The organism is Cupriavidus necator, from assembly GCF_040578825.1.
GTDB lineage: Bacteria > Pseudomonadota > Gammaproteobacteria > Burkholderiales > Burkholderiaceae > Cupriavidus > Cupriavidus necator_E.
The window spans coordinates 146,074-158,577 of sequence record NZ_JBEFLI010000001.1 but is presented as its reverse complement, the minus strand read 5'-3'; the positions used below and the strand labels follow the sequence as shown (position 1 = coordinate 158,577).

At 61.1% G+C, this 12,504-nt stretch carries 9 protein-coding genes and 1 pseudogene; 2 read left to right on the top strand and 8 right to left on the bottom strand.

All coding sequences use genetic code 11. The features are described 5' to 3' along the window. Nucleotides 1–58 precede the first annotated feature (58 nt). The 7 genes and pseudogenes from AB1I47_RS00800 to mdlC form a co-directional block, all read right to left on the bottom strand. Entirely contained in the window at nt 59–1,204 is a 1,146-nt protein-coding gene (locus AB1I47_RS00800) for an alpha-hydroxy-acid oxidizing protein (RefSeq protein WP_354681971.1), read from the bottom strand. 66 nt (nt 1,205–1,270) lie between these two features. Then, a pseudogene (locus AB1I47_RS00795) lies at nt 1,271–1,459 on the bottom strand (4-hydroxybenzoate 3-monooxygenase); the annotation flags it as partial. A gap of 211 nt (nt 1,460–1,670) precedes the next feature. Continuing rightward, nucleotides 1,671–2,618: a ketopantoate reductase family protein gene (locus AB1I47_RS00790; RefSeq protein WP_354681876.1), complete on the bottom strand. Its 948-nt coding sequence runs from the start codon at nt 2,616–2,618 to the stop codon at nt 1,671–1,673. Between the two features lie 16 nt (nt 2,619–2,634). Further along, nucleotides 2,635–4,017 (bottom strand): MFS transporter, encoded by a 1,383-nt coding sequence (locus AB1I47_RS00785; RefSeq protein ID WP_354681875.1) that lies wholly within the window; start codon nt 4,015–4,017, stop codon nt 2,635–2,637. 272 nt (nt 4,018–4,289) lie between these two features. Next, a complete protein-coding gene (locus AB1I47_RS00780) occupies nt 4,290–5,465 on the bottom strand; it encodes a 4-hydroxybenzoate 3-monooxygenase (RefSeq protein ID WP_354681874.1) in 1,176 nt (391 codons plus the stop codon). Nucleotides 5,466–5,478: 13 nt separating this feature from the next. Next, entirely contained in the window at nt 5,479–6,927 is a 1,449-nt protein-coding gene (locus tag AB1I47_RS00775; protein WP_354681873.1) for an aldehyde dehydrogenase, read from the bottom strand. A gap of 50 nt (nt 6,928–6,977) precedes the next feature. Continuing rightward, nucleotides 6,978–8,597 carry a benzoylformate decarboxylase gene (gene mdlC, locus AB1I47_RS00770; RefSeq protein WP_354681872.1) on the bottom strand — a complete coding sequence of 540 codons (1,620 nt, stop codon included), beginning with the start codon at nt 8,595–8,597 and terminating at the stop codon, nt 6,978–6,980. A gap of 121 nt (nt 8,598–8,718) precedes the next feature. Between mdlC and AB1I47_RS00765 the strand changes: the two genes are divergently transcribed. Beyond that, nucleotides 8,719–9,627 (top strand): LysR family transcriptional regulator, encoded by a 909-nt coding sequence (locus AB1I47_RS00765; RefSeq protein ID WP_354681970.1) that lies wholly within the window; start codon nt 8,719–8,721, stop codon nt 9,625–9,627. Between the two features lie 1,190 nt (nt 9,628–10,817). Here the strand turns inward: AB1I47_RS00765 and AB1I47_RS00755 are convergent. Then, on the bottom strand, nt 10,818–11,294 hold the full coding sequence (locus AB1I47_RS00755) for a DUF6130 family protein (RefSeq protein ID WP_407935781.1): 477 nt from the start codon (nt 11,292–11,294) through the stop codon (nt 10,818–10,820). 351 nt (nt 11,295–11,645) lie between these two features. On the opposite strand from AB1I47_RS00755, the gene AB1I47_RS00750 reads away from it, so the two are divergent. After that, nucleotides 11,646–12,266 carry an alpha/beta fold hydrolase gene (locus AB1I47_RS00750; protein ID WP_354681871.1) on the top strand — a complete coding sequence of 207 codons (621 nt, stop codon included), beginning with the start codon at nt 11,646–11,648 and terminating at the stop codon, nt 12,264–12,266. The last annotated feature ends 238 nt before the right edge of the window (nt 12,267–12,504 follow it).

Here is a 12,504-nt window from a genome sequence, read left to right as displayed (position 1 = left end):
CAGTGTGGGACGATTACGCGCGGGAAATATCACGTCGATGTGCCCGCGTACCCCCTCGCTACACAGGCCGCCGAGTGACACAGCTCCGATTGACTTCCATTATCGAACTGCACCCGACTAGAGCGAGCGTCCGGTCGATTTCTTCTTTGATCATTGTGACGACGTCAGATACACCAGTCTCGCCTTTCGCGGAGAGCCCGTACAAGGTGGCGCGTCCGAGCATTACGGCCGTCGCACCCAATGCGACCGCCTTTACCACATCGCCCCCTCTTCGAATACCACTGTCCAGAATGAGGTTGATGGTCGGAGTCCTATCAGAAATGCTCGGCAACGAGTCAATCGGCGCAGGAAGATCTGCAAGCTGTCGTCCGCCATGATTTGAGACTATGATACCGTCGGCGCCGATTTCCACGCATCGTTCGGCATCCTCAGCCGTCAGGATGCCTTTGACGAGCAGTTTTCCAGGCCAGTCGTCGCGCAAGCGACGGAGGTCGTCCCAGCCGAAGCTCGCGTCCATTTCCCGCCGCAGCACCGCAGCCTGCGACGCGGTATCAGACGCGTCGTCGGTCGCTAAGTTCTTCAACTGCGGCATGCCATTCGTTAGGTAGGACCAGAGCCAACGGGGATGTGAAATGCCATCGAGAGCTCCTCGTGCAGTGATTTTGAATGGCATAGCGAACCCGTTTCGCAGATCACGCTCCCGAAACCCATTCACCGCAACGTCCGTGGTTAGGATCAACGTCGAATAGTTAGCCGCTCGCGCTCGGCTGACCAAGCTGTTCGCCAGATTCCGATGTACCACGTATAACTGAAACCACAAGTCTCCGTCCGCTCCCTTTGATATCTCTTCGATGGACATATTCGACGCGGTAGAGAGTGCGAACGGAATCCCTGCCTTGCTCGCAGCGCGTGCAAGCGCAAGGTCTCCCTTGGGCCAGAACGCGCTATTAAGGCCTGTCGGCGCTATCACAAGCGGCGAGGAGATTTGTCTTCCCAGAAGCTCGGTAGACTGCTCCCGCTTGCTCACATCGGTAAGACGCCGGGGACGCAATTCCCATCTATCAAAGGCAGCACGATTGTGCCTCAGGCCTGACTCGTCGTCCGCCCCGCCCTCCAGATAGTCAAATACCATCCTTGGTAACCGACGCCTAGCCTCAGAACGATAGTCACCGACGGAGAAGAAACCGTGAAATGCTCTTGTCATGATTGCGTCTTGCGTGATTGAACTGAAAAGCGGGAAACGCATTACGTCCGTCCTGGGCAGCCCCGTCTAGACGACAACGCTTCCGACATAGTTTTCGGCCATGGACTTCGCTGCTGTGCGCGACGTAGTGACGTGTTCGAGTTCGGCAAGCTGCAACTGCTGCTCGAAAGGCGACGCGTCGTCGAGACGGTGCATCAACCGCGTCATCCAATAGGAGAAGTGTTCAGCGCACCAGATTCGCTTCAAAGCCGTTGCGCCGGTTCCGTAACCGCAGTATGTATCCGCAAGCGAGGTGACCGTCCCCGCATGCAGGCAGCCATTCCAGGCTCCCAAGGCACGACGCACCTCAAGCGTTGCCACCACCACCTCATCTGTGCCCCACCTTGGTAAAGCGGGAATCCATCATCGGAGTGAGCGACGCGGGCCGCCTATTCAAACGCTTGAATGGGGTTGCATCCTGATGCGTTCAAGAGAGAGAGACGGCCTGATGCCAGGCAATTACCCGCGCCTCGACGAGGCGCACGAGCGACAGCAGCGTTTCGGTTGTGGGCAGCTTCATGTTTAAGCTATCGGCCGTGGCGACCGCTGCTCCATTGATCGCTTCGATCTCGGTGCGGCGTCCGGCCTGAACGTCCTGCAACATCGATGGCTTGTGCCCCTTGTGCTGGGCAATGGCGCCTGCGACATTGGCTTTGCACTTAGCTGGATTCACTTCGATACCGAGCCTCTGTGCGACCGACAGTACTTCAACGACGATTTGCTCTGCGAGCCGGCTACCTTCGGGCGTAGTACCGAGTTGATCGACTGTGCACCCAGTTACGGCGCAGATGCTGTTGAGCGCGGCGTTGAACGCGACCTTCTCCCAAATCGCAGCCCATACGGTGGCATCCGAACTGCACTGGAGACCGGCGGCCGAAAGCGTCTCGGAGACTGCGGAGACGATCGGTCGGACGTTGCCGTCAGCGGTCATGAGTCTAACGATACCCTGGCCATGTGAGTGCACGTGGCCAGGCGCAACCATGTCGGCCGGCCAGGTGGTCACGCCGATGAGGATGCGCTCTGTCGAGGCGAACTCGCTGATCTTCTCGACGTTGCCTAGCCCGTTCTGCAGGGAAAGCACATGGACTTCCGGACCAATCAGGTGCCTGACGCCTTGGAGCGCGGCGCCAGTGTGCAGGGTCTTGGTAAAGATCACCAGCAACTCGGGTAGCTCCCGAGCTTCCTCAGGTCGGCAAATCTTCAGCGTCTTAACACGCCGATCCCCATTGTCCGTGACCAATCGCAAGCCATCAGATTGGATCGCGCCGATGTGCGCATCGTTGATGTCGATCAGAGTGACATCATTGCCGCACTCAGCTAGCAAGCCGCCAAACATTGAGCCCATGGCGCCAGCGCCGACGATGGTAATTTTCATGATTGCCCTCAGGATTTCAGCTAGTGATTGCCGCCGCGGAACTCGGCTTTACCAGCCCCTCCCGCCTCGGGATGTGATGCCTGACGACAAGGAGCGCGAGCGTCGCAAAGACCATCGCGGTGCCAAGTAGTGCGAGATAAGCCATCGCACCACCGGCCGTAATGACAACGGCCCCTGCGAAAGCACTGAGAATCGCACCCAGTCGTCCGAAGGCCAGCGCGGACGCGGTGCCGGTCGCTCTGACGCTGGTGGGGTACATGAACGCGCACAGCGCGTACATGGTGGACTGCACTGCATTGACGAACATGCCATGCACACCGAAGCCGAAGATCAACAGATTCGTGTCCTGCCCGACATTCAGGGTCTGCATCGCGAATGCACTGGCGGCTGCCCCGGCGCAGCACAGCACCAAGGGCCAACGTGACCCGAATCGCGTTATTGCAACAGCGCAGACCAATGCGCCAATTACGCCTCCGAGATTGTAGGCGGTCAACCCCGAGCCGGCGACGGCCATCGACAATCCTTCTGATGCCAACATCGTCGGCAGCCAGCTAAAGGCGCTGTAGACGGCGGTAAGACACAGGAAGAACGCAGCCCAGGTTGCCAGCGTGTCGCGCGCCAGACCGTTTGAGAACAGCGCGCCAAATCCGGCCCGCTTTTCTACGACCTGTTCCGCGGCGTCGGTGTACGTTGCATTGGCAGCCATCGGATGGCCCATACGCCCTAGCAGCTTGCTCAACTCATCCCAGCGTGCCGGATGGCGTGCAAGGAATCGAGGCGTCTCTGGCAACGTGAACAGAAGAATGGTAGCCAGCACAATTGGAAAAGTTCCGCCGATAAAGAACAGTCCGCGCCAGCCGAATCTCGGCAGGATTTCACCGGCAAAGAGGCCCGCCAGCATGCCGCCGAGCGGTACGCAGACGATCGTGGCCGTGACGGCGAGCGTCCTGCGGCGCGCCGGCGTGAACTCGGCCGTGACTGTGGTCGAACTCGGCAGTGCGCCACCAATGCCCAGGCCGGCGACAAATCTGAGTGCAGCCACGGTCAGGACATCGGGCGCGAGGCCAATGGCGCATGTCGCTGCGCCGAAGACAAAGACGCTGGAGATGACCGCCATCCGACGGCCGAATCGGTCCGCGAACAGGCCTGCGCAGGCGCTGCCGATTCCCATGCCAATGAGGCCAGCGGCGACCGCTGGGGCGAAGGCGCTTCGCGTGATGTTCCACTCCTTGATCATCAATGGAATCGCGAAGCCGATGAGTTGGCCGTCAAAGCCGTCCATCACAATGGACAGGGCCGCCAGGAAGACCACAAACTTTTGCATGGCCGTATAGGCGCCATCGTCGAGCAGACGACCGATGTCGGCATTGCCCTTGAAGGGAACCGCTTGGGGGCTCATGCGCTTACTCCCAAGTTGCAGGTCGTGGGCAGCATGCGCTGGCATTGGCCGCGCGATGGAAAAGCTTGCGAGCCAACGGCTGACGGGGTTCGATCGATCATGTCTTGTCTCCTGATTGAGCGCTCTGGCGTCCTAGCGCCCTGTTAGTAGCAGTCGCAGGGTCCAACATATAGGCCTGCCGGAAAATTGCTTTATTGAGAAAACGGCATACCTCACCACATAGCTTTCTGACAGCCTTCCGCCTCTTGCCGGGCGGTCTGACGGACTGAGTCTCAGTCGTCCAGTGCGTCGAATGGCAAGCCGACATAGTTCTCGGCCAGCGCTGTTGAAGCAGCACGCGAGCCGGTTACGTAGTCGAGTTCGGCGACCTGCACCTTGTGCTGGAACTCGTCCGCGTTGGGGAAGCGATGCAGCATCGAGGTCATCCACCACGAGAAGCGTTGCGCCTTCCAGATGCGCCGCAGTGCGGTTTCACTGTAGCGCTCGAGCAGGTCCTGACGGCCGTTCTTGTAGAAATTGCCGATGGCCCGTGCGAGCACTCGTACGTCGGCACCCTTGGCACCCGTGGGCGGCACTACGTGCGCCGCGTCTCCCGCCAGGAACAGGCGGCCGTACTGCATCGGCTCCGTCACGAAACTGCGCATGCCGACCACGGTCTTGCTGAATATCTCGCCCTCTTTGGGGACCCAGCCGTCACGCGTTGCCAGACGTTCGCGAAATTCACTCCAGATACGGTCGTCGGACCAGTTTTCAATTTTGTCGGTCGGCTCGCACTGCAAGTACATGCGTTGCACATCGGGCGAACGCGTGCTGACGAGAGCAAAGCCGCGATCGCTCAAGGCGTAGATCAGTTCGTCTGATGACGGCGGTGCCTTGCACAGGATCCCGAGCCATCCGAATGGATAGAGCCGCTCAAAGCCGCTAAGTACGCCTGTCGGAATCGATGGGCGACTAACCCCTTGCGTGCCATCGCAGCCGGCGATGAAGTCGGCCTCAATTGTCTGCAGATCGCCGCCCAATTGACGAAATCGCACGCTCGGTGACGTCGAGTCGAGGTCGTGGATGCTGACATCGGTCACTTCGAACCGAATGTCGCCACCCGTCGCCAGGCGCGCTTCCACCAAGTCCTTGATCACCTCGTGCTGTGCATAGACCATCACAGCCTTGCCACCAGTGAGTTCTGGAAAATCGATGCGGCGGTCAATCCCGTCGAAGCGCAGGATCGTTCCTTCGTGCCGAAAGCCCTCGCGCTCCATACGCGCGCCAACGCCAATCTCTTTCATGAGATCAACCGTCCCCTGCTCGAGCACGCCGGCGCGGATCGTGGCCTCGATGGCTTCGCGGCTGCGGGTTTCGAGGACAATCGACTCGATGCCTTGCAGGTGCAGGATGTGGGACAGCAGAAGCCCGGCCGGGCCGGCACCGATGATGGCAACTTTTGTTTTCATTCCGGTGTTTCTCTCAGAAGGGGTAGTGACGCGGGGTCGTTTGAACGGTCACCCACCGCAGATCGGTGAAGGCCTCGACACCGGCTTTCCCGCCGAAATGGCCAATGCCACTGCCTTTGACGCCGCCAAATGGCATCTGCGCTTCATCGTGCACCGTGGGTCCGTTCACGTGGCAAATGCCGGACTCGATGCGTCCCGCTACTTGGATGGCGCGGGCCACATCACGGCCGAAGACCGCGGCTGCGAGGCCGTATTCGTTATCGTTGGCGCAAGCGACCGCCTCTTCGACGCCACTGACACGCACGATGCCCTTCACGGGGCCGAAAGCCTCCTCGCGGAAGATGCGCATGTCCGGCGTTACGTGGTCGAGCAGGGTCGCGGGCATCAGCGTGTCGTTCGCCTTGCCACCCGCTACGAGCTTCGCGCCTTTCAAAAGCGCATCATCGATCAGTTCGTTGCAGCGCTTTGCCGTGCTCATGTCCACGACTGAGCCGAGGACCACCCGGCCAAGACGGGGATCACCGAGCGGAAGACTCGATGCACGTGCGCTCAGCTTGGCAACGAACTCATCGGCGATGGCCGAATCGACGACGATCCGCTCGGTCGACATGCAAATCTGTCCCGAATTGGCGAACGCACCGAACACGGCCGCGTTGACGGCGGCATCGACATCGGCGTCGTCGAGGACGACCAGCGGCGCCTTGCCGCCGAGTTCGAGAACCACGGGCTTCAGGTACTTCGCGCAGGTCGCGGCAATGAGCTTGCCCACGTGGGTGGACCCCGTGAAGTTGACTCGTCGCACAGCCGGGTGCGAAATCATGGCTTCGACTACAGCAGCCGCGTCGGCCGGCGCATTTGTGACAAAGTTCACCACGCCATTGGGTAGCCCGGCCTCTTGCAGCGCCTCGATGATGAGGCCGTGTGTCGCCGGACAGATCTCGCTGCCCTTGAGCACCACCGTATTGCCACAAGCCAGTGGCGTCGCGATGGCCCGTACAGCCAGGATCACGGGCGCGTTCCAGGGGGCGATGCCCAGAACGACCCCCGCAGGCTGTCGCACACCCATGGCAAGGTTGCCCGGCACGTCGGAAGGAATAATCTCGCCGCCGATCTGTGTGGTCAGCGATGCGGCCTCTAGAAGCATACCGGCCGCAAGGTGAACGTTGAAGCCTGCCCAGATCGCCGATGCGCCGGTCTCGGACGCCACGGCAGCCGCGAAGGCCTCGGCTTTCGCTTCAAGCGCTTGTGCGGCCTTCGTCAGCATCGTTCTGCGCTCGGTTGGGCCAGTGCGCGACCATGTCTTGAAGGCCGCAGCGGCAGCGTCGACGGCCGCGACCGCATCTTCCTCGGTGGCCGCGGGCGCGACCGTCGCAACGCTGCCGTCAAGCGGATTGCGCCGCTCGAAGGTGGCGCCGTTGCGGGCCTGGACTTGCTCGCCGTTGATCAACATCGAAATCTTCATTGGTTTGTCTCCGGAAGGGTCTTGAAGGGAAGCGGGAGCGGGCGGTGTGCTCAGCCGACCTGAACCTCCACGACGTTTGGCGCCTTGCCGGCCATGGCAAGGTCAAGAGCCGCCCGCAGATCGCCGGGATCGCTGACGAGTGTGGCAGCGCATCCCATGCCCTTTGCCAGCGACACGAAATCGATGTCGGGCAGTTCCGTTCCCTGAACGACATCGGTTGCAGAGAACCCGAACACAGGCGCGAAATCCTGTAGCGCAGCGTACCGACGGTTGTTCAGGATCACGAAAGTGATCGGCAGCTTGAGTTGCGCTGCGGTCCACAGCGCCTGTATCGAGTACATGCTAGAACCGTCGCCCATCAGGCAGATGACGCGGCTGCCCGGTTTGCCGAGCGCTACGCCCACCGCTGCCGGCATGCCGTAGCCGAGACCGCCGCTGTCCATCGTGAAGAAGGTTTCGCTGCGGGTGATGGGTAGATAGGCTTGCATCACCGGGCGCGCGCTCGGTGCTTCCTCGACCACGATGTCTTCGGGCGCTTTCACTTCCGCTAACGTCTGAAGGACATAGGCAACCGACATCAACGGCGAAGGCTCTGCCCGTGGCGCCTTGATCCTGGCCGGCGGCACGGCTCGAAACTGGGGCGCCGGGCGGGCGAGCAGATCAAGTACTCCCTGGCGGATGCTGCCGACAGCCGACATTCCGACCGGCGTCCAAGCCGCGGTATCCGGGTCCTCGGTTAGCTGGCACAACGTAGCACCGCTTGGGATGTGTGGTCCCGAGCCTTCGACGTGATACGCGAACGCGGGCGCACCAATGGCCAGGATCAGGTCATGGTCACCAAGCAGTTTGACGATCCGCTCGCGCATTGCGGGCAGGAAGCCAGCGAACAATCGATGATCTTCGGGGAAACTGCACCGGCCTGACATCGGCGCCGCCCACACGCGGGCGTTGTGCGCCTCAGCCAGAGCAACGACCTCGTTCCACGCGTTGTCCCGATCGATCGCGGCACCTACGACGATCGCGGGTCGATGACTTGCATCCAGCGCGTCGCCGATTTGTGCCAGAACGGCAGGCTGCGGGCGAAGCTCCGTACTCACAACCCTTGCCGGCACGAACTCTGCTGGCTGGTCCCAGTCGTCTACCGGCACCGACACGAGCACGGGGCCACGGGGCGGCATCATCGCGATGTAGTACGCCCGCGCGATGGCCTGCGGCACGTCTTGAGCGCGCGCTGGCTCGATGCTCCATTTCACATAGGGCTTGGGGAGTTCAGTGGCGTGGGTGGAAGACAGGAATGGGTCGAAAGGGAGGATCGAACGCGCCTGTTGGCCTGCCGTGATGACCATCGGCGTGCGATTTTTGTGAGCGGTAAAGATGTTGCCCATCGCATTGCCCACGCCTGCTGCCGAATGCAAGTTCACGAAGGAAGCGTTTCGCGTTGCCTGGGCGTAGCCATCCGCCATGCCGACCACGGTAGCCTCCTGCAAACCGAGGACGTAGCGGAAGTCGTTTGGGAAATCGCGAAACATTGGCAGCTCAGTCGAACCGGGGTTCGCGAACACGGATGTCATGCCGAAACGACGCATGAGGTCGACGACGGCGTCGCGAACGGTGACGGTGCTGGGTTGCTTGGCTGCTTCGACGACGGCGAGGGGTATGGGTCCGGTCATTTCGCGCTTTCCTTCTGTTGTACGCTGGACGAGTCGCAGCGCTTATCTCGATGGCGCAAGTGTGAAAGTTCATCGCCCTCATGAAAATTGCTTTTTTGAGAGAAAGTCATTACCGTTAGGCATGACTTTCGATCTCCAATATCTTGTCGCCTTCAACGCCATCGTTTCGTCCGGAAGCCTTGGTCGCGCGGCTGACGCCTTGAATGTGACGCAGCCGGCTCTTAGTCGCACGATTCGCCGGCTCGAGGAGCAGGTTGGCGCACCTCTGTTCGAGCGTCACTCAAAGGGGATGCAGTTGACGGATGTGGGCAGGGCGTTGCAGCCCCACGCGCTCCTTTTGCAACGCGAGTCTGAGCATGCAAATGAGCACATCAAGGCGATGCTGGGCTTGGCAAAAGGAACGATTCGCGTCGGCGCAGTCGGCAGCATTGCCTGCCTGGTGCTTCCATTGGCAATCGGTAGCACCTGCAAGAAGTGGCCAAATCTTCAAGTCCAGATCATCGAAGGAGTCTGGGATCGCCTTGCTGATGCGCTTGTCTCGCACGAAATCGATCTGGCGCTGGGGGTCGACGTTGAGGACACTGACGAAATCGTCGCTGTCAAGGATTGCCGTTGGGAGGACACCAGCTACGTGGTTGCTGGTCGGCGCCATCCTCTGCGAAAAAAGCGCGATCTCACGCTCGCTGATACGCTGCAAGAGCGTTGGGCCATGCTTCCGAAGGGAACAGGGCCTTTCGAGCACATGAAGAGGGTGTTTTCGCGACAGAACCTGACCTTGCCCAACGTCGTCGTCGAGACACGCTCCGTCACTGCGCTCAAGAGCTTGATTGGCCGTTCGGGTTTCCTCGGCTGGATGCCCGAGCCCATGTACGACGCTGAGCGCAAGGCGGGGCTCATCGACGCTCTGGAGATACCAGGCGCCAGCGACAAGAGAGTTCTCACTGCGTTCCGTCGAAGGGCCGGCATGCTGCCCGGTCCTTCGATCAAGCTTCTCGAGGAACTGCGCGCTCTAACGGCGCAACTCTCATGATTGTCGTGACGCTGGGTCAGCGGATCTTCGGGGACCGTGGTGGCTCGTTCGGCACGCCTGTGAAAGACTGAATTCTGGCCTCACACCTGCTGTGAGTTGCCGATGGCGACCGACAGCAACGGGATCCCAAAGCGATCTTCGGAGAAGCGGGGGCGGGGAACCGGATACTGAGTTGCTGTGCTGAAGTAACTGCAACCCTGCGCCGATGACGATGTCAGCGTGCTTTTCTTCCGTCAGGTGCAATGACCACTGTGCCCTCTGCGCGGCGGCCGGACAACTGGCGCCGAGACTGCGACTTTGGCCGGGCCGCCGCTGGACACCCAATAATCTACTTCAAGCAACTGCTTCGGAGAAATGCGAATTTCGGCTTAGGCCTAACGGATCTGGCTCGCATGACATGTGTCGCCCCGAAGCTCCGTAAGCTGGCTGGAAATATAAAGCTGGGCCCGCCTATTGGGATGGTCGCCGGCCGCCCCCTAGCGATGAAGTACGTCGCATCGTAGGCGAGGGTCCGATAACCGACGCCGAGCCGACATCCGAACGTCGCGCGTCGGGCAGAGGCGACTGACGCTTCATGGCCCATCTCGGACGTCCACCTTCCGAGCGCTTTTGCCGAAACTCTTAGGCTACAACGTAGCTTGGCGCGTGGAGTGCGGTCAGCACGCCCTTCAATCCTGCCGTGGGTTATCCACGTCGCTTCGGAAGTTTCCCCGCAATCCCCATGATGGCCGCGACGCCGTCCTCCCCGATTATGGCTGTAGCCATCGCCTGTGCTTCCGCCCACGCCGGCCCGGCGTCCGTTAGCAACATTTTCCCGGCGCGGGTCACTGAGAGCGGGCGCGACCGACCATCCACGGCCTCCGCCACGTCCTCTGTAATCCACCCTTCCGTTAGCAGGGGCTGCAGGTTGCATGTCAGCGTGGATCGATCGTGGTGATTCCGCCGACCGAGATCGGCGCGGCTGATGGGGCTTAATTCATGAACGAGCACCAGCAGCGTGAACTGCGTGGCGCTGATGCCGAAAGGGCGCAAGGCCTGAATCGTAGGCGGCGGTCAGCACGCGCGGGATCTGCCGGGTGCGCGTCATCACGCAGTGCTGGAAGATATCGGCGCCTGTGGTGCCAGACGGGGAACGCTTTCTGGAAGTCATGTCATGCGTGACGCAGGGATGTACCGCCAGCGTACTGCACTCAGTGGCGGTGTGCTGGCGGCGCGACGGTAGTGCCCGGCGACCGCGTATCGGGGACGGTCACGGAAACGGTTTCCGTCGCCAGAATCCTGTGTGTCGGGTCGGCCAGTTCCAGGCGCACCCGGTGCGGTCCGGGCGGCAATCCCACCACGATGATCGGATCCTCGCTGGTGTGTGCCCAGGTGGCAGGGCCATCGTCGACAGTCACATGCAGATGGCCGGCGCGCGGCGAAACCTGCGTGGCAGCCTTGCCGAACACCGGGATCACACGAAAATTCTCAGTCCGGAACTGCACGATCACCACGCCCCTGGCAAGCGGTTCCGGCAACGCCGGGTAGGCCGCAATTCGTGGCGCCGGCTCCGCTTCGACCGGCAGGACAGCCGGTGGACGAATCGTGTCGGCAGCGGTCTGTGCGATAACCGGGATCGGCAACACCGCGAGCATGGCGATAGCGAATAGGGGGGTGAGGGCTCTCATGTCTGACTCCTGGAAGCGGATAACAACATCAATGGGCGCCGATGATGCCTTGAAGCAATAGTAGGCGCGCTGCGTTTTTGTACGGGCATGTATCCGCCTGACTCCTGCACACATAGCGATACGTTTCAACCGACTCCCCTCACAGGACAGATACATCGGCTGCTCTAATGCTGCATATGCAACATAGCGCGCCAAGACACTGGCAACAGGAGGAACGGAGATGGGTACGCAAGCAACAATGCGTCGGTATGCACGCATGGCGGCAACTGCAGCCAGTGCGGCGGCAGCGCTGATGGCAGCGCGTCAACCGCCATCGCCACGCCATATGAGGTCGCCGAGTTCGCATTCGAAGTGAGCGATGTGGATGCCGGCACCGATCTGCGCTTGCGGCGCATGGTGGTCCGGCCCTCAGCGCCGAAGGGCACCGTGCTATTCCTGCACGGTATTCCCGAGACCATGTTCGCCTGGAAAGAAATTGCCAGGACGCTCGGCCGTGAATACGAGGTTCATGCATTCGACTGGCCCGGATTTGGCAACGCGTCGCGTCCACCTGTAGAGCGTTTCGCCTACTCGCCTCGCGACTACGCCACGGTCCTCACGCGCTACATCGACACTGCGGGCATCGGCGGTAGTCGCCTGGTGATCTATGCGACCGATATCGGCGCCTTGCCAGCGCTGCTTGCTGCCGTCAATCGGCCGGATATTGCCCGCATGATTGTTGTGGGAGATTTCGCGCCGTTCGACCGGCCGCAATACATGCAGGAGCGCCTGCAGGCGCTGAAGGAGCCCGCGTCGGCCGAAGCTGTGCGAATGGTCTTCAACGCCTCGCGCGACGAGATACTAATGAACGCATTTACGCGCGGGTTGCCGCGAGGGCAACGCTATGCGCTTGATGCCCAGTATCAGGCTGACATGGCACGCGGCTGGCAGAACGGACACCTTTCGACCGCCGATGCGTTTGCTCACTACTAGGCGCACTTCACGCGAGACCAACATGTACTGGAAGCGCAGCTGCCGAAGCTGAAAACCCCGGTGCGTGTTGTGTGGGGCGAACAGGACATCTATATCAATAAGGAGATGGGTGTCGAGTTCTCGCGGAGGACCGCTGCGCCATTGCGATGTTGCCTGCCACGGGCCATTACCCGCACCTCCAGCGTCCAGACGAGACAGTGGACGAAGTCCGCGCCGCCTTCCTCCCCTTGAGTTATCT

Bases quoted from the DNA above. Each gene is read 5' to 3' on its own strand.
- AB1I47_RS00800 (WP_354681971.1), bottom strand. From the start codon at position 1,204: ATGACAAGAGCATTTCACGGTTTCTTCTCCGTCGGTGACTATCGTTCT.
- AB1I47_RS00790 (WP_354681876.1), bottom strand. From the start codon at position 2,618: ATGAAAATTACCATCGTCGGCGCTGGCGCCATGGGCTCAATGTTTGGC.
- AB1I47_RS00785 (WP_354681875.1), bottom strand. From the start codon at position 4,017: ATGAGCCCCCAAGCGGTTCCCTTCAAGGGCAATGCCGACATCGGTCGT.
- AB1I47_RS00780 (WP_354681874.1), bottom strand. From the start codon at position 5,465: ATGAAAACAAAAGTTGCCATCATCGGTGCCGGCCCGGCCGGGCTTCTG.
- AB1I47_RS00775 (WP_354681873.1), bottom strand. From the start codon at position 6,927: ATGAAGATTTCGATGTTGATCAACGGCGAGCAAGTCCAGGCCCGCAAC.
- mdlC (WP_354681872.1), bottom strand. From the start codon at position 8,597: ATGACCGGACCCATACCCCTCGCCGTCGTCGAAGCAGCCAAGCAACCC.
- AB1I47_RS00765 (WP_354681970.1), top strand. From the start codon at position 8,719: ATGACTTTCGATCTCCAATATCTTGTCGCCTTCAACGCCATCGTTTCG.
- AB1I47_RS00755 (WP_407935781.1), bottom strand. From the start codon at position 11,294: ATGAGAGCCCTCACCCCCCTATTCGCTATCGCCATGCTCGCGGTGTTG.